Below are 19,282 nucleotides of genomic sequence, written 5' to 3' on the forward strand. Positions count from 1 at the left end.
AGACAGTGATATGACACAGACAAGCATCCCTTACGTGTTCATGCGGGGCGGGACTTCGCGTGGGCCTTACTTCAATCGGGCCGATCTGCCCGAGGACCGTGAAACACTGGCCGAAGTGCTGATGGCTGCCGTGGGCGCGGGCCATCCGATCAACATCGACGGCATCGGCGGCGGCGTGGCGGTGACCACCAAGGTTGCCATGCTCTCGCCGTCGGACGACGACTGGGCCGAAGTGGATTACTTCTTTGCCCAGGTCTCGGTCACGGAGCGGATGGTCGACTTCAAACCGACCTGCGGCAACATCCTGTCGGGCGTGGGTCCGGCGGCCATCGAGATGGGCCTCGTCACCCCTTCCGGCGACGAGACCGAGATCAGGATCCGCGCCGTCAACACCGGCGCAAGGGTGCTGGCGCGGGTCCAGACCCCGGGCGGCGTGCTGCGCTATGACGGCGACACAGAGATCGCCGGGGTGCCCGGCACCGCCGCCCCCATAGCGCTGAACTTCATGGGCGTGGTGGGGTCCGCCACCGGTGCCTTCGTGCCGACGGGCAACCTGCGCGACACCTTCGACGGCATCGAGGTCACCTGCATGGACGTCGCCATGCCGATGGTCATCGCCCGCGCGGCGGACTTCGGCCTGACGGGTTACGAGACCGTGCAGGAACTGGACGAGAACCGCGATTTCTTTGCACGCATGGAGTCCGTGCGCCTTCAGGCGGGCGCGGCCATGGGCATGGGCGACGTCTCGAAGTCCGTCACGCCGAAGTTCGGGCTTCTGGCGCCCGCGAAGGACGGCGGCACGATCTGCACGCGCTACTTCATGCCCTGGACGACCCATCCCTCGATGGCTGTCACCGGGTCGCAATGTCTGGCGTCCTGCGCGCTGACGCCCGGTACGGTGGCCGATGGCCTGCTGGACCGTCCGACGCAAAGCCCCACGAACGTCGTGCTGGAGCATGCCTCCGGCACCATCGAAGTGCTGGTGGATTTCGAGATGACCACCCAGTTCAAGCTCAATTCCGCCGGCCTGATGCGCACCGCCCGCAAGCTCGCCGACGGGCACATCTATGTGCCCGCCACGGTCTGGGAAGGACACTGACATGCCGATGATGAACCTGCTCGTGGCCTTCAACGGTTCGGATGGCTCGGTCGCCGCTCTGCGCTATGCCGCGTCGCTGGCGGAACGGCTGGGCGCGCATGTCACCGCCATACTGGCACACAGTTCGCACGAGGTGATCGACAAGCGGTCACGCTGGATCCCGAAGGAAGCGCGCGCGCTGCTCGACGCCGCCAACTCGGACATCCTGCGCGAGATCGAAGCGAAGTTCGAAACGGAACGCTCTGCCCTGGGGTTGGCCACCGGGCTTCAGTTGAAGGAAGTCACCGGCCGTGTCGACAACGTCCTGTCGGAAGCCGCGCGGCACTACGACATGCTCATCGTGGGCAGCCATGCCGACACCGACGACGAACATGTGACGCTGCACCCGGACCGCATCGCGCTGATGTCCGGGCGTCCGGTGGTTGTCGTGCCTGCGGGCTATGCCGGCGGCGGCGGGCTCAGCCACTCCGCGCTGGCCTGGGACGGCGGCCGCGCCGCGGCGCGTGCCCTGTCGGACAGCCTGCGCCTGATCGAAGACGACGGGCGCGTCAGCGTGCTGACCGTCGGGCCGCGTGCCGCATGGCCGATCGAGGACCTGATGACCCACCTCTCCCGTCACGGCGTCGAAGCCGTGCACGAGGAATGGCCGACGTCGCACCCTGTCGCCCCTACCCTTCTCGCCTGGTGCCAGAAGCATCGCCCATCGCTTCTGGTGCTCGGCGCATTCGAGCATTCGAAGTTCCGTGAAGATCTGCTTGGCGGTGTCACCTCCGAGGTACTGGCGCAGATCGACATTCCCGTACTCCTGTCGCACTGAGGATCCCCGAATGAGCGATTACGAAAAACTGAGCCGCGTGCGCCGCGATCTGGAAGAGATCCGCAGCGACCTGTCGCAGAGGATCGCCAAAGACGGTCCGAGCCAATCCGATCTTCTGATCCTGCACGAACGGGTCAGCCGGGCGATCAAGGCGCTCTCTCCCCAGAGCTGACAGGGCACGCACATGAAGGTCCACATTCTCGACGACTGGTTCGACACCTTGCGGGGGCTGCCCTGCTTCCGCCTGCTCGACGGCCATGACGTCACGGTCTGGACCGACCATGAACCCGACGAGGCGGCGCTGGCGGCCCGCCTCGCAGAGGCCGAGTGTGTCGTGCTGTTCCGGGAACGTACACGGGTCACGCGGGGCCTTCTTGAGCGCCTGCCGAAGCTGCGGCTGATCTCTCAACGCGGGGTCTGGCCGCACGTGGATGTGGCGGCCTGCACCGACCGGCGTGTGTTGCTCTGCTCGAACAAGGGCGCTGACGGCGCGAACTATGCCGCCGCCGAACTGACCTTCGCCCTGATCCTCGCGGCCATGCGCCAGTTGCCGCAGCAGATGGCTAGCGCCAAGGCCGGACAGTGGCAGATGGGCGTGGGCCGAACCCTGCGCGGCCGGACGCTGGGGCTGTATGGCTATGGCCGGATAGGTCGCGTGGTGGCGGACTACGCCCGCGCCTTCGGGATGCAGGTGCAATGGTGGGCCTCCGACGAGGGGCGCAGCCGGGCGCGCGTGGCGGGCGAGCTTGTCGCGGACAGCCGGGCCGCCTTCTTCGCCGAAAGTGACGTGGTCTCCCTTCACCTGCGCCTGACACCGGAAACGCGTGGCATCGTCACTGCGGACGACCTGGCGCAGATGCCGCAGCGCTCTGTCCTGGTGAACACGTCCCGCGCCGGGCTGATCGCGCCGGGCGCGTTGCTTGACGGGTTGAATGCGGGCTATCCCGGCATGGCAGCCGTCGACGTCTTCGACACCGAGCCGCTGACAGACGCCCATGACCCGCTGCTGTCCCATCCCAATCTGATCGCCACGCCACATATCGGTTTTGTCACCGAGGACGAGTTCGACAAGCAGTTCGCGGATATCTTCGAGCAGGTGAATGCCTACGCTGCCGGCCAGCCGATCCACATGGTCAATCCTTCCGTCTTCGAGCGATAAGCGCGGCCAGCACCGGCGCGCCGACGATCACGATGACGATGCGCGTCAGATGGTGGGTGATGACAAACCCGAGATCTGCACCGGTCACAATGGCCAGCACCGTCATCTCGGCCTGCCCGCCGGGCGCGAAGGCCAGGAACGCGGCCACCGGCTCTCCCAGCCCCAACCCCGTGACGACGCCGGAAAAGACCGCCGCGAGGACAGCCAGCACCAGTACGTAGGCGATACCTGCCGCGACCACGCGGGTGAGTTCCTTCCATGTGACCCCACGGAACTGCACCCCGATCCCGCAGCCGATGAAGAACTGCGCCAGCAGGATCGCCTCGGCCGGGGGCCGGGCATGGATCACATCGGCCAGCGACAGCGCCGCCGTGACGATCATTGGCCCCAGGATCGACGCTCCGAACAGCCCTATGCGTTCCCCGCCCTTCCAGCCGATCAAAGCGGCGACGGCCATGATCAACAACTCGTGCACTGGCAGATCGGCGGCCGGCGCTCCGATGGGATTGGTCAGACCGACGCCGTAGAAGTGCCCGAGGATGAAAGGCGCAAGCGTCACGATGATCAGGACGCGCGTGCCGTGAACCAGTGACAGCACGCGCGGATTGGCCCCGGCCTCGGTGCCGAAGATCACCATGTCCTGAAGCCCCCCCGGCATGGCCGCGTAATAGGCCGTGGGCGCGTCGAACCCCCAGAGCTTGCGGAAGAACGGCACGCCCACCAGCGCGATCACCGCGATGAACACGGGGATCAGCGCGACAGAGACCGCCATGCGCGGCAGTTGGGCGATGACGTCGGGCGTGATGGAGGCGCCGACCGCAACCCCGAGAATCGTTCGGGCCGCCACAGACACCTGCCCGAAGCCCTTCAGCGGCAGATGGGCCAGCGCCCCTGCGAGGCAGAAACTCATCGGACCGAAAAGAAACGGCAGCGGCAGGTTGCCCAACCAGAACAGCGCCGCCCCAAACGACGCAAGGACGAAAGTCAGCCCACGCTGCTGCATCGCCTTGTCGATGAAATGTTTGCGCAAACCGGCCTCCCGACTCTCTTGACCAAGCATTGAATACTCTTGTATCCACCCGCATACAATATTGATTGGGAGGGTTCAATGACGACCGAAGACGACGGCACCCCGCAGGGCAACGCCGCCTACGCCCGCCTGCTGACCGAGTTGCGCGAAGGCCGCCTGAACCCCGGCGACCGGTTGCGCGAGACCGAGCTGGCCGACCGGCTCGGCATGTCCCGCACCCCGGTGCGCGAGGCGATTCGCCAGCTCGAGGCCGACGGCATCGTCACCCATGTCCCCCGTCAGGGCGCGACGATCCGGACGCTGGATTACGCCGAGGTCATGGAGCTTTACGAAATGCGCGCCGTACTCGAAGGCACGGCGGCGCGGCTGGCGGCGCGGGCGGCCTCGGACATCGAAATCGAGGAGCTGATCGACATGAACCAGCAGATGTCGCACCTGGGCAACGTGCCCGAGGCCTTCGTGCTGAACCGCCAGTTCCATGCCGCGCTGCTGGATGCCGCCAAGAACCGCTTTCTCACCCGGTCGATCCACGCGCTGCAGAAGGCGCTGATGATCCTGGGCCCGACGACGCTGACCGAACCGGACCGCGCCGAGAAAGCGGTAGAGGAACATTTCGGCGTACTCGATGCGATCAAGGCGCGTGACGGCGCCCTGGCCGAGGCCGCCATGCGCGCCCACATCGAGGCCGCTCAACGGGTGCGGGTGCGCGCCCTGCGCACCCTGCCCAACCGTACCCCCGGCTTTGACGGAGACCTACTGTGAACCAAACTGCCGATACCCCCGACATCGTCGTCATCGGCGGCGGAAATGCGGCGCTCTGTGCCGCCATCACCGCCGCCGAGGCGGGCGCCCGCGTGCTGATCCTGGAATCCGCACCCAAGCCATACCGCGGCGGCAATTCCCGCCACACACGCAACTTCCGCTGTATGCACCACGGCCCGCTCGGCCCGCTGGTCGACAGCTACACCGAAGAGGAATACCTCGCCGATCTGATGAAAGTGACCGGCGGCAAGACGGACGAGCATCTGGCCCGCCTCGCCATCCGCACGTCGGAGGAATGCCTGCCATGGATGCAGGAACACGGCGTCCGCTTTCAGCCCTCGCTCTCGGGCACGCTGTCGCTGGCACGCACGAACGCGTTCTTCCTCGGCGGCGGCAAGAGCCTTGTGAACGCCTATTACCGCACCGCAGCGCGCCTCGGCGTGGAGGTGCACTACGAGGCCGAAGTCACCCACCTCGAACTCGACAACGACCGCATCGCCTTCGTCGAATATGCCCATCAAGGCGAGACGCGGCGCGTCACGCCGAAGTCCGTCGTCGTGGCCTCCGGCGGTTTCCAGGCCGACACCGACTGGCTTGCCCGCGCATGGGGGCCTGCGGCGAAGAACTTCCTGATCCGGGGCACGCCCTACAACCGGGGTGTAGTGCTGGCCGATCTGCTGGACCAGGGCGTCGAACAGGTCGGCGACCCGACACAATGCCACGCTGTGGCCATCGACGGCCGCGCCCCGAAGTTCGACGGCGGCATCGTCACGCGGCTTGATTGCGTGCCCTTCTCCATCGTGGTGAACAAGGACGCGCAGCGCTTCTACGACGAGGGCGAGGACGTCTGGCCCAAACGCTACGCGATCTGGGGCCGCCTTGTCGCGGCTCAACCCGATCAGGTGGGCTACGTCATCATCGACGCCAAGTCGCTGAACCTGTTCATGCCGTCGGTCTTTCCGCCGATCAAGGCCGACACGCTGGAAGAGCTGGCCGACAAGATGGAACTGCCCGCCGATGCGCTGGTGCAGACCGTCGCAGAATTCAACGCCGCTTGCGGTGACACCTCGGGTTTCCACCCCACCGAACTCGACGGCGTGTCGACCAACGGCCTCACCCCGCCCAAGACCAACTGGGCCCGCCCCATCACCGAACCGCCGTTCTACGGCTACTCGCTCAGGACCGGCGTGACCTTCACCTACCTCGGGCTGAAGGTCGACGAGCGCGCCCAATGCGCCATTGGCAACCGCCCCGTCCGAAACCTCTGGGCCGCGGGCGAAACCATGGCCGGGTCGATCCTGGGTCAGGGTTACCTCGCCGGCTTCGGCATGACCATCGGAACCGTCTTCGGACGCATCGCAGGCAAGGAGGCCGCCGCCCATGCAAACTGATCTGCTCCAGGAAGCCCGCCGCCAGGCCGAAATCTGCAATGCCTGCCGCTATTGCGAGGGCTACTGTTCGGTCTTCCCCGCACTGCACGCCGAGCGCGCGTTCAGCGACGGTGATCTCACACAACTGGCCAACCTCTGCCACAACTGCCGGGGCTGCTATTACGCCTGCCAGTACACCGCCCCCCACGAGTTTGACCTGAACCTGCCACAGGCGCTGGCGGATGTCCGGCAGGACAGCTGGGAAGACCTGGCCTTTCCGCAAGCGGCGGGTCGGGCCTTCCAGAAGAACGGGGTTCTGATCGCGCTGGCCACGGTTGTCGGTTTCGCGCTCCTGTTCTGGGCGGCGCGGTCTCTGGCCAGTCAGGGCGGCGAAGGCTTCTACGCAGTGCTGTCGCACAATGCCATGGTTGCGATCTTCCTGCCCGCCTTCCTCTTCCCGCTGGTCAGCATCGGCATCAGTTTGCGTCGGTACTGGCGCCATGTCGGCGCGCAGCCGCTGAAGCCGGCGCATCTGGCACAGGCATTCCGGCAGGCTGCCAACATGAAGAACCTCAAGGGCGGTCATGGCGACGGCTGCAACTTCGAAGACGAAGACCGTTTCACCCATGCGCGACGGGCGGTCCATCAGGCGGTGATGTATGGTTTCCTGCTGTGCTTCGCCTCGACCAGCGTTGCGACCGTGATGCATTACGCGCTGCACATGCCCGCGCCCTACGGGCTGTTGTCCCTGCCCAAGATCCTCGGGTTGTCGGGCGGACTGTTGCTGGTGGCCGGCTGTTTCGAGATGATCCGGCTGAAGTTGAGATCCGACCGGAACCTTGGGGCCAGCGGCGCCTTCGGCGGCGAAATCGCCTTTATCGGCCTGCTGGGGTTCGTGGGCCTGAGCGGATTGGTGCTCTATGCCCTTGGCCAGACAGCGCTGATGCCCCCGCTGCTTGCCCTGCATCTGGGCGCGGTCCTTGCCTTCTTCCTGCTGACACCCTTCACCAAGATGGCACATGGGTTCTACAGGCTTGCCGCGCTTGCCGCCGACGCGCAGAGGTGAACAGAGCAGCCCCCTTGGCACCACCAAGGGGGCTGCAGGCTCTTGAGGGTACAACCGGGATACGCCTGGGCACGGCCGAGGCGAAGGCCCGCGCCACAGCATTGGGCAGCAGAGCGAGAGCCGGAAGAACTCTGCTTCCGGCGGCCCTACGATGGGGAACAGAGCAACTCAGCCTAGCAAAATCGCGCCAGTAGCAGAGGTTTCACGCTCTGCTACGTTCCTGATCTCAATAATTTCCATCTATTTTCAACGTGGTGCGGGTGGAGGGACTTGAACCCCCACGCCTTGCGGCGCCAGAACCTAAATCTGGTGCGTCTACCAATTTCGCCACACCCGCTCCGTGGCGCGCTCCATAGCAAAGCCCCCGCGCGCATGCGAGAGAAAAAAGCACCTGCGCCAAAGTCAGAAAAGCCGTGACATCGCGCGAATGTTGCTGGACACTTCTGAAAAAACCAGAGGCAACCAGAGCAGGACGCCCAAGACATGACGAACCGACCGAACGCGCGCTTGCGCGCGCGGCATGTCGTGCCACGCGAGACGCTGAACGCAGTCTGCGCGGGTACGCTCGTGCTGACTCTCGATGGCGAGCTGCCCGTCGAATACCTGACGCCCGGCGACCGGATCATCACCCGCACCGCGGGCACCGCTCGCCTGCACGCCCTGCGCCACAGGCGCCTGACGGTCGATGCGGTCAGCATCGCGCATGGCACGCTGGGCAACGCCCGGCCCGACCGTGACGTGATCCTGCCCGGCTGCCAGGAGATCCTCGTGCGCGACTGGCGGGCAAGCGCGCTTTTCGGTGCGGCCCAGGCGCTGGTGCCGGCCTGCCGGCTCGTCGACGGCACCTACATCCGCAGCCTTGGCCGAGAGACGCTGGACCTGTTCGAACTGCACTTCGAGACGCCGCAGATCCTGTATGCCGACGGGCTGGAACTGGCTTCCGCGCAAACCGTCGTCGCCCCGGCCTGACCACGCGCCGGCGACAGACCTGCAAGGCAGCTAGAGGCCGAGGTCGCGGAAGACCCCGGGCAGCATCTCCGGCAGGTCCTCTGCGATAAGGCCGGGGCCGAAGGCGCGCGCCGCCTCCACATGCAGCCAGGCCCCCGCCTTGGCAGCCTCGTAGGCCGGCAGCCGCCGCGCCATCAGCCCGCACACGATCCCCGCCAGAACGTCCCCTGCCCCTGCCGTCGCCAGCCAGGGCGCCGCGCGGTCGTCGACCGCCGCATTCACCGCTGTCCGGCCATCTGGCGCGGCGATCACGGTGTCCGCCCCTTTGAGCAGGACAACCGCCCCGGCGCGCATCGCCGCCTCCCGCGTGGCGTCGATCCTGCTGACCGCGTCGTCGCCGTCCAGCCGTGCGGCGAGGTCGGGGAACAGGCGGCGGAACTCGCCGCCGTGAGGGGTCAGCACGCAGTTGTCATGCAGCATGTCGAACAGCGCCTTCGGCTCTCGCTGAAAGCGTGAGAGCGCGTCGGCATCCAGCACCGTGCCCCGTCGCGCGCTCAACGCGCCGCGCACCAACTCACCCGTGGCCGGCCCGAGACCCAGCCCCGGGCCAAGGCACAGGGCGTTGTAGCGTTCGTCCTCCAGCATCTCGGCCAGGCCAGCCGTCCCGTCGAGCCCGCGCACCATGACCGCGGTCAGTTGCACCGCGTTCTCGGTCACCGCGCGCAGAGGACAGCCAAGCGTGACAAGGCCCGCGCCGACCCGCAGCGCCGCCCGGGCAGCAAGGCGGGCCGCACCGCCCTGCCCCGGCGGCCCAGACAGAACGACGGCATGTCCGTGGTCGTACTTGTGCTGATCGACCCGCTTGGACAGATCAGGGAGCGTGTCGCGCGTGATGGTTTCCGACTGCATGGCACCTCCGGGCAAAGTTGGCCTGTTAAAGACCAATATCCTTGACGATCAGTTTCCCGCAATGCTCCGGGCCTTCGGCACGGCAATGGCCCGGCTTGGCGCGGTGGAAGGTCACGGTCAAGGCGCAGAACGGGCATGGGGGCGCCCATTCCAACGCGCCCTTTCCAGGGATCTCGCCGCTGTCCGCATCGAGACCGGAGGGGACGTCCACCGCGACCAGCTTTGGCTGGAGAAAGGCCCGATCGCCGCCATAGCCCGCCAGATGGCACAACACGCGCTCAAGCTCTCCGGACGCACGCCGGGACAGGCCGATGCCAAAGATCGCGTCGACCAAGACATCGGCAGCGCCGGTGCGTTTCACAGCGCGGAGCGTCAGCGGCTCGACCGCGCCCATTGCAGCCCAGCGGTCATGGTTGGCCAGGGCGTCGGGCGGCAGGCGGCGGACATCGCCATGAAAGAGCACGTCCACCTGCCAGCCGGCGTCGGACAGATGGCGCGCCACCACGAAGCCATCGCCGCCGTTGTTGCCCGGCCCGCACAGCACAACGGCGCGCCGGGCATCTGGCCAATGCGCCCTGATCGCCTCGGCCACTCCCCTCCCCGCACGCTCCATCAGCTCCAGTCCGGTGACCCTACCGCTGTCCATGGCCGCGCGTTCGAGAGCCCGCATTTCCTCTGCGGTTACCAGTTCCGTCACTACCTCGCTCCACGTTTCTTTTTCGGCGCATTTTTGTGCACACCGATTAAAAAACGATCTCCCATTCAAGTTCGCATGGCCATTGTCCCCCAACTGACATTCTATGTGATTGTGGGCTCAGGTCAGAAATGGTCTGCCGAAGCCCGACACGGGATGCGAAAAGGGGGGGAGAACCTCATGAAGAAGATCGAAGCCATCATCAAGCCATTCAAGCTTGATGAAGTCAAAGAGGCTTTGCAGGAGGCCGGCATCCAGGGCCTTTCCGTCGTCGAGGTGAAGGGCTTCGGCCGCCAGAAAGGTCATACCGAACTGTATCGCGGTGCCGAATACGTGGTGGATTTCCTTCCCAAGGTGAAGATCGAGATCGTTCTTGACGACGATCAGGTCGATGGTGCCATCGAGGCCATCGTTTCCGCGGCCAAGACCGACAAGATCGGCGACGGCAAGATCTTCGTAAGCCACGTCGAGCAGGCCATTCGCATTCGTACCGGCGAATCCGGCTCGGACGCGCTCTGAGCACCGGTTGACCTCACGGGGCCGCGCCCGCGCGCGCGGCGTCCGCGCAAACAAAATCCAATTCTGACAGAGAAGGACACAACAGAATGAGCAACGCTGACGTTCTCAAGCTGATCAAGGACGAGGATATTGCCTACGTCGACATCCGCTTCACCGACCCGCGCGGCAAGCTGCAGCACGTGACCGTGATGAGCGACCTGGTCGACGAGGACTTCCTCGAAGAAGGCTTCATGTTCGACGGTTCCTCCATCGCCGGCTGGAAGTCGATCGAAGCCTCCGACATGAAGCTGATGCCCGACCCGGACTCGGTCTACATCGACCCGTTCTATGCCGAGAAGACGCTCTGCGTGCACTGCTCCGTCGTCGAGCCGGACACAGGCGAAGCCTACAACCGCGACCCGCGCGGCACCGCGCAGCTGGCCGAGGCCTACCTGAAGTCCTCCGGCATCGGTGACGTCGCCTACTTCGGCCCCGAGGCCGAGTTCTTCCTGTTCGACGATGTCAAGATCGCCGTCTCCCCGAACAAGGTGTCCTACGAGGTCGACGCCGACCACGCCGCATGGAACACCGACGCGGAATTCGAGATGGGCAACCTGGGCCACCGTCCGACCTACAAGGGCGGCTACTTCCCGGTGAACCCGTCCGACGATGGCCAGGACATCCGCTCCGAGATGCTGTCGACCATGAAACGCCTCGGCATGAAGGTCGACAAGCACCACCACGAAGTGGCGACCTCGCAGCACGAGCTGGGCCTTGTCTTCTCCTCGCTGACCAAACAGGCCGACGAGCTGCAGAAATACAAGTACGTCATCCACAACGTGGCGCAGGCCTACGGTCGTTCGGCAACGTTCATGCCGAAGCCGATCAAGGGCGACAACGGTTCGGGCATGCACGTCAACATGTCGATCTGGAAAGACGGCAAGCCGCTCTTCGCGGGCGACAAGTACGCCGACCTCTCCGACGAGGCGCTGTACTTCATCGGCGGCATCCTGAAGCACGCCAAGGCGCTCAACGCCTTCACCAACCCGTCGACCAACTCCTACAAGCGTCTGGTCCCGGGCTACGAGGCCCCCGTTCTGCGCGCCTACTCCGCATCCAACCGGTCGGGCTGCGTGCGTATTCCGTGGACCCAGTCGCCGAAGGCAAAGCGCGTCGAAGCCCGCTTCCCCGACCCGGCGGCGAACCCCTACCTGTGCTTCTCGGCCCTGCTGATGGCCGGCCTCGACGGGATCACCAACAAGATCCATCCGGGCGAAGCCATGGACAAGAACCTCTATGACCTGCCGCCGGAAGAACTGGCCGACATCCCGACCGTCTGCGGCTCGCTGCGCGAAGCCTTGGCTGAACTGGAAGCCGACATGGACTTCCTGCTGGCCGGTGACGTGTTCACCAAGGACCAGATCGAAGGCTACATCGAGCTGAAGATGGAAGAGCTGGAAATGTACGAAATGACGCCGCACCCGGTCGAATTCGCACTGTACTACTCCTGCTGATCCAGCCTGACGGCACATGTTTTTCGGGACGGGCTCCGCGTTTTCGCGGGGCCCGTTTCCGTTGACGCAAAGTCACGTCAAGCCGTCATGTCAGAATGCCCGGAAACAATGCGTTTCGAACGTTCCGTTTTTATGTCGAAACCTTGGCGCCCTTCGGGTTTTGCGGCGGCACCGCCGCATTTGAACGCGATCAAGACGACTTCGGCACAACTGTGGCGGATTGCGTCCGATCTTGCCTAAGTCCCCCCCGGATGCGGTCCAGATTCTTCCCAAAACTGCGGCAAGACTGTCTCTGCAAGCAAAGAAATCCGGGGGAACCATGTCCGCAAAAGCCAAGTTCGTCTTCACAGGCCGTCCGTCCGTCGCTCTCCCGCAGATGGCAGACGTGCTCAAACCGTACTTGCGCGTCGAAGGCCTGCACGTCGACGACGTTTCCCTGAACGCGCTCCGGATGGCGGCGCCTGGCCTGACCTTGTCATTCGCCGTGTCGCACATGGCCGATGAAACAGTGGTCACGCTTTCGCTCGATCTCGGCGACGCAGATGCCTCCGCCCGTCTCGCGGAACTCGCCTACCGCTTCACCCGCGCACTCGACGTGACGTCGGTCATCTGGCAAGACAGGAAGACGGCCATCCCCCGCACGGCCTTCCTGGAAGGGCTCGACGCCGTCTTCGCTCCGGCTCCTCCGCCCATCGCCCCCCGCCGGGTCTCGGTCCGCCGCGCCGTGACAATGCGTCCCCGCCAAACCCGTGTCACCGACGACCGCTTCGACGCCCATGTCGCCGCGTTCGAGGACCACATGCGCGCAGCCTTCCGCCGGGAGGCCACCGCGGCCGAGATCGCGGGCGAGCGCGTCGGCATACAGAACCAAGTCTCCGACGTTGCCGGAAACCTCGCGAAAAACCCCGGGCTGCGCGCAGCTTCCCTCGTGGTCACGATCACCACGCTGGTGCTCTCCGGCGGCTTCTCCGGCATGATCTGACGAACGGCCCTTGGCGGACAGCAAACCGATGCTAGTCTCCCGTGAACTGTAGCTATCCGGAGGACCCGATGCGCCGTATCGTTCACGCAGCCCTGCTGTCTCTTCTCGCAACCTCGCCGGCATTCGCGGCGAGCTGCATCACCGACCAAGGCTCTTTCGGCGCCTACAAGGCCGCGTTCGCCCAGCAAGCGGCATCGCGCGGCGTAGGCCAGCGTGGCCTGCAGGCGCTGCAGGGGGCACAGCTGTCCTCCATTACCTGGCGGTTCGAATCCCGCCCCTCCAGCCAGACGGGCGTGTCGCATGCCGACCCGGCGACCTTCCTCGCCAAGCGCACCGGCGGATCGGCACAGGCCTTCGTGAACGCCGCGCGCTCCCGGATGAACAAAAACGCCAACCTTTTCAATTCCATCGAACGGCAATACGGCGTACCAGGCAGCGTGCTTGCGGTGATCTGGGGGCTTGAGACCTCTTGGGGCGGCTACCTTGGCAAGACGCCGATCGTCGGTGGCGCCGTGACGCTGGCCTCCTACTGCCGCCGTCATCCGCGATTCGAACCCCACGCGGAAGCTGCGCTGATGATGGTCGACCGTGGCATGATTTCGCCCAACACGCAGGGCGGCCCCTCGGGTGAGCTGGGCCATATGCAGTTCCTCGCCGGCAACTGGATGCGCTACGGTGTCGATGCCAACGGCGACGGTCGGGCCGATCCCTACAACGCCGCCGATGCCCTGGCCTCCGCAGCAAATCTCCTGCGCCAGAACGGTTGGCAGAAGGGTCAGCCGTTCGGAGAAGGCACGCGGAACTTCCGTGCCCTGTCGGCGTGGAACGACAGTGGCAACTACCAGCGCGCCATCGCCTATGCAGCCCAGGCCGTCGGCAACTGATCGCCTGCGACCGAAGGGCGGAATGATCAACCCAAAGTTGAACAAAAGTGCAACACTATCTCTTAAATTGACAAGAAAGTTGCGTCATTTCGCCCAAATCGAAACATGATCTGCGGGCACACATTGGCTAACGCGGCGCATGCAGCGCCGCCCTGCCACACTGAGGACCCACGCATGACAAAAGCCGAGTATCCCTACGCAGGTCTTGTTCTTCCCGACGCCACCGATCTGGATCCGGCGCCCTACGTCGAAAGCGCAGCCCGCGTGCTGGCGCGTCTCGACCCGGTGCCAGGCAAAGCGCCCAGCCGGTCTGTCCATGCCGACAAGGTCTTTGGGCGCCGCTACGGTATCCACGTCATCCCCGAGGAACAAAGCGTATATGGCCCGCGCGTCTTGCTGGAGGTCATCACCACCGATGGCGAGCCGCTCGACGACGAAAAGGCCGCGCGCATCCTGTCCGACACTGTCCTGGCCGCACTCGACCATTCCTCTGCCGACATCCTCGAATGGTATTCGCCTGACGTTCTGCTCGACCGCGACGACTTCGTCCGTCTGCGGTCCTACGTGTCGCCGCATCGAATGCCAGAGCTCGATGCAGAGATGGAGAATGAACTGTTCGAACACGAGAACCTGAACGGCCATTTCAGCAAAACCTCTCCTGAAACGCCTACGCCCGAACCGGTGGAGGAGCGTCTCAACGCCGCCGAGTTACTCGAAACCTACGTGAAACTTGAACCGCAGGAACCGGTCAAGCGCCGCCTCTCCGTCGCGGGCTACATGATGACCGGCGTTCTTGGCATGGTTTACTTCCCGGCCGCCGTCTTCGTCTACATCGCCAGCCTGCGTGGCATGGACTTCCGCCTGGCGGCACAGACGCTGGCGGTCACGTGCCTTTTCTCCGTTCTCCACACCACACACCGCCTGGACGGTGTAATGAGCGCCCTGGTGAATTGAACCCGCGGCCGGCGGTTGCCTGATGAGGCAATAGCGCCGGCCGACTCTATGACCTTGCAGGCTTCATCGACCGCGTCTTCGTTTGGAGAGGCCGACAGACCCGCGGCCTTCCAATTCCACCCGAAAAATGCGGACGAACGAGGCAGATCGGGTATTAGAATTCCCGCCCTGCTCGGGGCCGGAATCAATCATCCGCAAAGAGATATGTGCCAAACTCCTCGGAAGCTTTCCGTGACAGAAACTCATCGCGGCCTATCGGCTTCAGAAACTCATCGTATATGTTGGGATAAAAAGAAAGGGCATCCAAAAGCGCAGCCATCGCATCCATCCGCTTCGACTCGTCAAGGTAAGGCGCATGTGTCGAAAGGAACAATGCCGGACGGTTGTCTTCAAGATACTCCCGCATCGTCGGAATAAGATCGAACTCCGCACCTTCGGTGTCTATTTTTATCAAGCTGACATTTTCGGGCTGAGCCTTCTGAATAAAGTCGGCCCAGGTGATCGCAAGAACATGAACAAAATACTGTGCTTCGTTCTGCAACAAGCTGGTCTTGCTGTCGCCGGGGTTGTCTCCAAACGTCGCCATTTTGAGAAGGCCGGCCTCGGCGGCAACGGCCACGCCCAGAGCGTGAACGTTATGCAGTTCGTTCAGATCAAGGTTCCAGTTCAGGAACCGCAACGCTGTCGGGTCGGGTTCGAAGCAATAGACCTGTTTGCATTGCTTGGCAGCGTGTAACACCGTAGGGCCGATCCACGCGCCGATATCGATATACGTCGCTTCGGGCGAAAGGTATTTCGTGATTACGTCGAAAGTGCTTGGCTCCCAGCGTTCTTGCGACGCGGCGCTCCAGAAAGCGAAATGATATGGATCGAGCTTGAAATCGTTCCCGCGAATGGTTGCCGGGAAATAGCCCTTCGCCCGATAATATGCGCGGCCAGCCGACTTAACAAATCCGAGTACCATCGTGTTGAAATCTCTAAATGATTGCCTGTTCTTGAACCCATTCTAAACAAGGTTTGCCGTCACAAGTAAAGCGAGTCATGCTGTCGTTCGGCGGGTACGCTGGCATCGTGTGTCCGGGTTTCGCAGACGGCGCCAAGATCTTCGACGGGGTGGCCAAGAAAACCTCACCCCTTTCGCCGATCAGGGTCGGCAGTGACTGCGATGCTGTCGAACGGCACCAAGCCCCCATGTGGGGCGAAACCTACCGGGCCACGATGTATGTGTGGATCGAAAACACGACCGCGCCGGTCTGTGGCAACCGCACGAGGCATTGGCGTTCGCTGCGCGTGAAGGGTGCCGTTTCCTGGTCAACCTCCGGGCGGCGCGCGTTTTCCGACCGGGGCTGGAACAACGCGGGATCGTCATAGTTCAACAGGTTGTAGCGCCACAGCGGCCGACCCGGCTGCAGCCCGTCGAACAACCGCTGCACCCGCTTGGCAAGCCCCTCGTCATAGACCTTGACCGGGTCATGTATGCCCACCAACGGCCTGAGGAACTTCTCCGACAGGAGCCAACTTGCGGGGAAACACAAAACCGCGCCGGTCAGAACGTGGACGCCGTCCCGTGGTTGCATGAGGCACAAATCCTCCTGCACAATCACCCCAAGGGTGCCCAAGGGGTCGCTGCGATCGGCCTCGACGACACGACCGTCAGGACAGAAAATGCGCTCCCCCTCTCGTGAAAACCCTTCCGGCAGGTGCGCCAGCACGAGATCCAGCAATTCCCCTGCCGCCGCCTTGGCGTCCGGATCGAGCCGCAGCACATCGGTCCGCCGCTCGGACAAAAGCCTGACGCGTTCCGCCATCTGTCCAGCGTAAGCCTCGTCCACCTGCAGCCAGTCGGCCATGTCGAAGGGAGCGACACCCGGCAAGCGGCGTGGAGTCGAGACATCGTAGGGAAGGCGTTTCTGCAGGATCATGCCCGCATTTAAGGTCAGCGCCGCTGACCCGTCCACCCCGAACATGGACCGCGACCACGACCTGGACGACGCGCCGCTGTTTTGCGATGCCATCCGCCCCACCACACCACGTCGGACGTGACATCCCGCGACCGGCCGCGAAACGGCTCTGTGATCGACCGACATCGCCCCTGACGATGTATGGCAGGGCGTGTGCTGTAAGGGACCTGGAACACCTGCGTCCCGTTCAGCTCGAACGCCCGGCCAAATCCCGTGGGCCATCTGCGTTTCGCAAACATCTCGGCTCCCGGTCCGAGCGCAGACACCAATCGTTCATGACAATGAGCCGAGTCGCGAATACCATATTGCCTCTGGCAGGTTTTGCCCGTATCCGACGACCAAGGTGCCGGGCACCTGCCGCCTGCGGACGCGAGTCACGGTGAAGCCCGGATAATGACGACATCTCACCCCCGAAGCATTTCGCAGGTGGGCAATGCAGGCTCCCTCCCGATCCGAAATGCCTCCCCGGAGGAGTGAGCGATGTCTGTCGGACCCGCCCCACGAACCATTGAGAACCGATTTCTGACCCGATCCGTCGGACGCCTGTTCCTGTCGAATGCCCTGCCAATGGCTGTGGTCATGTCGATGGGCGGCCTCCTCAACGTGATCGACGGAGTATTCGTCGGCCGCTTCGTCGGCGCGCAGGCCCTGGCCGCGGTCAGCCTGGCCTTTCCTGTCGTCATGCTGCTGACCGCGCTGACCACCCTTGCCGGCGGTGGCATGTCGAGCCTGTTCGCCCGCCATCTGGGCGCCGGGGATCGCACACAGGCGGGTGCGGTCTTCGCGGCTGCCCACGGGCTGGCCATGGCCATCGGCGCGGCGCTGGTCATCGGAGCGCTGACGCTCGGCCCCGCTGTCGTCTCGACGCTTGCCGCCGGAAACGCAGAGATCGCAGGGATGGCGCAGCGCTACCTGTTGATCCTGATCCTTGGCGCTCCGATCCAGTTCGGGCTGGGCCTGCACGCCGATGCGCTCAGGAACGAGGGCCGCGCCGGGCTGATAGCCCTGCTCTCGGTACTGGTGAACCTGCTGAACATCGGCGCGAATTATGTGGCCATCGTGCTTCTCGGGCTTGGCGTGGCAGGCTCGGCCATTGGCACCGTGTGCGCGCAGGCGCTTGGCCTCGCCCTGCTGCTGGGCGTGCGGGCACGCGACGACGAGCTTCTGCCGCTTGGCACGCTCCGGCACGCCAACTGGCTGTCGGGTTGGGGCCGGATCCTCTCGCTCGGTCTGCCGCTTTGCCTGACTTTCGTCGGGATGGCCGTTGTGGCAAGCACCGTGCTTCTCGTCATCGGCACCGCCACGGCGGATCATGCCGCATATGTCGCAGCCTACGGCGTGGTGACGCGCCTCCTCGGACTGGCCTTCCTGCCGCAGATGGCCATCGCCCTGACCGTCCAGAGCATCACCGGCCACAACGCTGGCGCAGGCCGCATGGACCGGGCACGCGATGCCCTGCGGCTGGCCATGGCAAGCGCGTTTGTCTGGTGTCTTGGCGTGACGTTCTGCGCGACCTTCGCCGGTCAACCGTTGGGCGCGCTGTTCTCGAACGACCCGCAGGTCATTTCAGCGGTTGGCGCGGTCCTGCGCCCGATGACCGCTCTCTATGCCGCCACCGGGCCGGTCCTCGTCCTGGCCCTGCATTTCCAGGCATTGGGTCATCCGCTGCGGACGGCTGCGCTGACACTGGTCAAACCCTGGGTGTTGACGCCAATACTGCTCGTCGTCCTGAATGCCCATGCCGGGATCGACGGCCTGTGGTTCGCCTTCCCCATCGCCGATGCCGCGCTGTTTTTGCTGGCTCTGGCTCTGGTTGTCCGCGCCCGCCTGAGCACGGCAACCTCGGCATCCCCCTCTGCCACGGAGGCAACATGACACAGCCGACACTCGATTTCGTGAAAGCCCAGGCCAAGGCGCTCCGGCGCGCCTTGCAAGCCGAGGGCACGACGATCAGCCACGCCCGGTCCCTCGAACTCGTCGCCCTGCAGTACGGCGCGCGGGACTGGAATACGCTGCATGCCCGCCTTGGCAAAGGCGGCGCCGAAACGGGCCTTGCCTTGGGCGCACAGGTGTCGGGCCACTACCTGGGGCAGGCCTACACGGGACGGATCGTCTCTCTCTCGGGTCCCGCCGGCCATCGCCACGTCGAGATCGCGCTGGATCAACCGATCGACACCGTGGTGTTCGACAGCTTTTCGAACTGGCGTCACCGTATTCGCGGAATCGTCGGCAAGGATGGCCGCAGCCGTCGCAGAACATCGGACGGCACACCGCATCTGACGGTGGAGAAATCGCTGCCCTGACAAAGCGATCTGCGTGCAGCAACCATCCCGGTTTGTCCGCCCGGTTTATCCAGCTTCAAAGGCGGTAGCTTGCCCCAAGCTGCCGTCGAACACTCCGTCGAATGAGTCCCGGATTCCCGTAAGAAAATCGGACTGTTGTCACGGCACAGCAAGTGGCCCAAGACCTGCCCCTGCGCGCCCCGGTGTCAACACAACCAACGCCATCCAGACCTGTCGCGTGTACCTTACCGAGCCTCTCGGCCCTCTGAAGGCCCATGCCACGCGAACTTCGACCCGGAGCCTCAGCCAGCCCCCTCAGGCCCTTAGCGATTGCACTGACAGGCGCCCCCCTT

At 64.4% G+C, this 19,282-nt stretch carries 18 protein-coding genes, 1 tRNA gene and 1 pseudogene; 15 read left to right on the top strand and 5 right to left on the bottom strand.

Annotated features, from left to right (window positions below; genetic code table 11):
• Positions 1-10: 10 nt before the first annotated feature.
• From ABFK29_RS14435 to ABFK29_RS14450, 4 genes are read left to right on the top strand one after another with little or no spacing between them, the layout of a single operon-like run.
• On the top strand, positions 11-1,099 hold the full coding sequence (locus tag ABFK29_RS14435) for a 4-oxalomesaconate tautomerase (protein ID WP_005856054.1): 1,089 nt from the start codon (positions 11-13) through the stop codon (positions 1,097-1,099).
• Between the two features lies 1 nt (position 1,100).
• Positions 1,101-1,916 carry a universal stress protein gene (locus ABFK29_RS14440; protein WP_005856056.1) on the top strand — a complete coding sequence of 272 codons (816 nt, stop codon included), beginning with the start codon at positions 1,101-1,103 and terminating at the stop codon, positions 1,914-1,916.
• Positions 1,917-1,926: 10 nt separating this feature from the next.
• Positions 1,927-2,088 carry a hypothetical protein gene (locus ABFK29_RS14445; RefSeq protein ID WP_005856058.1) on the top strand — a complete coding sequence of 54 codons (162 nt, stop codon included), beginning with the start codon at positions 1,927-1,929 and terminating at the stop codon, positions 2,086-2,088.
• A gap of 12 nt (positions 2,089-2,100) precedes the next feature.
• Complete coding sequence (locus ABFK29_RS14450) at positions 2,101-3,075, top strand: D-2-hydroxyacid dehydrogenase family protein (protein ID WP_005856060.1); 975 nt, start codon at positions 2,101-2,103, stop codon at positions 3,073-3,075.
• Here the strand turns inward: ABFK29_RS14450 and ABFK29_RS14455 are convergent.
• Complete coding sequence (locus ABFK29_RS14455; RefSeq protein WP_040604225.1) at positions 3,050-4,078, bottom strand: AbrB family transcriptional regulator; 1,029 nt, start codon at positions 4,076-4,078, stop codon at positions 3,050-3,052. The two genes, ABFK29_RS14450 and ABFK29_RS14455, sit on opposite strands and share 26 nt — an antisense overlap.
• A gap of 105 nt (positions 4,079-4,183) precedes the next feature.
• Here ABFK29_RS14455 and ABFK29_RS14460 point away from each other — a divergent pair, with 105 nt between their 5' ends.
• From ABFK29_RS14460 to tcuB, 3 genes are read left to right on the top strand one after another with little or no spacing between them, the layout of a single operon-like run.
• On the top strand, positions 4,184-4,867 hold the full coding sequence (locus ABFK29_RS14460; RefSeq protein WP_005856062.1) for a GntR family transcriptional regulator: 684 nt from the start codon (positions 4,184-4,186) through the stop codon (positions 4,865-4,867).
• On the top strand, positions 4,864-6,258 hold the full coding sequence (gene tcuA, locus ABFK29_RS14465) for an FAD-dependent tricarballylate dehydrogenase TcuA (RefSeq protein WP_005856063.1): 1,395 nt from the start codon (positions 4,864-4,866) through the stop codon (positions 6,256-6,258). Before ABFK29_RS14460 ends, tcuA begins: the two co-directional genes overlap by 4 nt.
• Positions 6,248-7,303, top strand: coding sequence for a tricarballylate utilization 4Fe-4S protein TcuB (gene tcuB, locus ABFK29_RS14470; protein ID WP_005856065.1), 1,056 nt, complete (start codon positions 6,248-6,250; stop codon positions 7,301-7,303). The genes tcuA and tcuB overlap by 11 nt, the downstream gene beginning before the upstream one ends.
• 252 nt (positions 7,304-7,555) lie before the next feature.
• On the opposite strand, the gene ABFK29_RS14475 is transcribed toward tcuB, so the two are convergent.
• Positions 7,556-7,640 (bottom strand) — tRNA-Leu (locus tag ABFK29_RS14475).
• Positions 7,641-7,786: 146 nt separating this feature from the next.
• Between ABFK29_RS14475 and ABFK29_RS14480 the strand changes: the two genes are divergently transcribed.
• On the top strand, positions 7,787-8,272 hold the full coding sequence (locus ABFK29_RS14480) for a Hint domain-containing protein (protein WP_005856066.1): 486 nt from the start codon (positions 7,787-7,789) through the stop codon (positions 8,270-8,272).
• Between the two features lie 30 nt (positions 8,273-8,302).
• Here the strand turns inward: ABFK29_RS14480 and ABFK29_RS25160 are convergent.
• Positions 8,303-9,857: pseudogene (locus ABFK29_RS25160) on the bottom strand (NAD(P)H-hydrate dehydratase).
• 177 nt (positions 9,858-10,034) lie between these two features.
• On the opposite strand from ABFK29_RS25160, the gene ABFK29_RS14495 reads away from it, so the two are divergent.
• The 5 genes from ABFK29_RS14495 to ABFK29_RS14515 all read left to right on the top strand — a co-directional run bounded on the left by ABFK29_RS14495 (position 10,035) and on the right by ABFK29_RS14515 (position 14,686).
• Entirely contained in the window at positions 10,035-10,373 is a 339-nt protein-coding gene (locus tag ABFK29_RS14495; protein WP_005856074.1) for a P-II family nitrogen regulator, read from the top strand.
• An 86-nt stretch (positions 10,374-10,459) separates the two neighbouring features.
• Positions 10,460-11,866, top strand: coding sequence for a type I glutamate--ammonia ligase (gene glnA / locus ABFK29_RS14500; protein ID WP_005856077.1), 1,407 nt, complete (start codon positions 10,460-10,462; stop codon positions 11,864-11,866).
• Positions 11,867-12,185: 319 nt separating this feature from the next.
• Positions 12,186-12,848: a hypothetical protein gene (locus tag ABFK29_RS14505; protein WP_005856079.1), complete on the top strand. Its 663-nt coding sequence runs from the start codon at positions 12,186-12,188 to the stop codon at positions 12,846-12,848.
• 68 nt (positions 12,849-12,916) lie between these two features.
• The gene (locus tag ABFK29_RS14510; protein WP_005856080.1) at positions 12,917-13,732 is read left to right on the top strand and encodes a lytic murein transglycosylase; all 816 of its coding nucleotides are present in this window, start codon (positions 12,917-12,919) and stop codon (positions 13,730-13,732) included.
• Positions 13,733-13,906: 174 nt separating this feature from the next.
• On the top strand, positions 13,907-14,686 hold the full coding sequence (locus ABFK29_RS14515) for a hypothetical protein (RefSeq protein WP_005856082.1): 780 nt from the start codon (positions 13,907-13,909) through the stop codon (positions 14,684-14,686).
• Between the two features lie 184 nt (positions 14,687-14,870).
• On the opposite strand, the gene ABFK29_RS14520 is transcribed toward ABFK29_RS14515, so the two are convergent.
• Positions 14,871-15,650 carry an FkbM family methyltransferase gene (locus ABFK29_RS14520; RefSeq protein WP_005856083.1) on the bottom strand — a complete coding sequence of 260 codons (780 nt, stop codon included), beginning with the start codon at positions 15,648-15,650 and terminating at the stop codon, positions 14,871-14,873.
• Between the two features lie 241 nt (positions 15,651-15,891).
• Positions 15,892-16,701 (bottom strand): heme-dependent oxidative N-demethylase family protein, encoded by an 810-nt coding sequence (locus ABFK29_RS14525; protein ID WP_005856084.1) that lies wholly within the window; start codon positions 16,699-16,701, stop codon positions 15,892-15,894.
• Positions 16,702-17,127: 426 nt separating this feature from the next.
• On the opposite strand from ABFK29_RS14525, the gene ABFK29_RS14530 reads away from it, so the two are divergent.
• Both ABFK29_RS14530 and ABFK29_RS14535 read left to right on the top strand, forming a co-directional pair.
• Entirely contained in the window at positions 17,128-18,522 is a 1,395-nt protein-coding gene (locus tag ABFK29_RS14530; protein WP_040604172.1) for an MATE family efflux transporter, read from the top strand.
• Positions 18,519-18,950, top strand: coding sequence for a glyoxalase superfamily protein (locus ABFK29_RS14535; RefSeq protein WP_005856087.1), 432 nt, complete (start codon positions 18,519-18,521; stop codon positions 18,948-18,950). Before ABFK29_RS14530 ends, ABFK29_RS14535 begins: the two co-directional genes overlap by 4 nt.
• Positions 18,951-19,282 lie beyond the last annotated feature (332 nt).

This window comes from Sagittula stellata E-37, assembly GCF_039724765.1.
Classification (GTDB): Bacteria; Pseudomonadota; Alphaproteobacteria; order Rhodobacterales; family Rhodobacteraceae; genus Sagittula; species Sagittula stellata.

Bases quoted from the DNA above. Each gene is read 5' to 3' on its own strand.
- ABFK29_RS14525 (WP_005856084.1), bottom strand. From the start codon at position 16,701: ATGGCATCGCAAAACAGCGGCGCGTCGTCCAGGTCGTGGTCGCGGTCC.
- ABFK29_RS14460 (WP_005856062.1), top strand. From the start codon at position 4,184: ATGACGACCGAAGACGACGGCACCCCGCAGGGCAACGCCGCCTACGCC.
- ABFK29_RS14515 (WP_005856082.1), top strand. From the start codon at position 13,907: ATGACAAAAGCCGAGTATCCCTACGCAGGTCTTGTTCTTCCCGACGCC.
- ABFK29_RS14450 (WP_005856060.1), top strand. From the start codon at position 2,101: ATGAAGGTCCACATTCTCGACGACTGGTTCGACACCTTGCGGGGGCTG.
- ABFK29_RS14435 (WP_005856054.1), top strand. From the start codon at position 11: ATGACACAGACAAGCATCCCTTACGTGTTCATGCGGGGCGGGACTTCG.
- ABFK29_RS14440 (WP_005856056.1), top strand. From the start codon at position 1,101: ATGCCGATGATGAACCTGCTCGTGGCCTTCAACGGTTCGGATGGCTCG.
- glnA (WP_005856077.1), top strand. From the start codon at position 10,460: ATGAGCAACGCTGACGTTCTCAAGCTGATCAAGGACGAGGATATTGCC.
- ABFK29_RS14495 (WP_005856074.1), top strand. From the start codon at position 10,035: ATGAAGAAGATCGAAGCCATCATCAAGCCATTCAAGCTTGATGAAGTC.
- tcuB (WP_005856065.1), top strand. From the start codon at position 6,248: ATGCAAACTGATCTGCTCCAGGAAGCCCGCCGCCAGGCCGAAATCTGC.
- ABFK29_RS14510 (WP_005856080.1), top strand. From the start codon at position 12,917: ATGCGCCGTATCGTTCACGCAGCCCTGCTGTCTCTTCTCGCAACCTCG.
- ABFK29_RS14480 (WP_005856066.1), top strand. From the start codon at position 7,787: ATGACGAACCGACCGAACGCGCGCTTGCGCGCGCGGCATGTCGTGCCA.
- ABFK29_RS14455 (WP_040604225.1), bottom strand. From the start codon at position 4,078: ATGCAGCAGCGTGGGCTGACTTTCGTCCTTGCGTCGTTTGGGGCGGCG.
- ABFK29_RS14505 (WP_005856079.1), top strand. From the start codon at position 12,186: ATGTCCGCAAAAGCCAAGTTCGTCTTCACAGGCCGTCCGTCCGTCGCT.
- ABFK29_RS14445 (WP_005856058.1), top strand. From the start codon at position 1,927: ATGAGCGATTACGAAAAACTGAGCCGCGTGCGCCGCGATCTGGAAGAG.
- ABFK29_RS14535 (WP_005856087.1), top strand. From the start codon at position 18,519: ATGACACAGCCGACACTCGATTTCGTGAAAGCCCAGGCCAAGGCGCTC.
- ABFK29_RS14520 (WP_005856083.1), bottom strand. From the start codon at position 15,650: ATGGTACTCGGATTTGTTAAGTCGGCTGGCCGCGCATATTATCGGGCG.
- ABFK29_RS14530 (WP_040604172.1), top strand. From the start codon at position 17,128: ATGTCTGTCGGACCCGCCCCACGAACCATTGAGAACCGATTTCTGACC.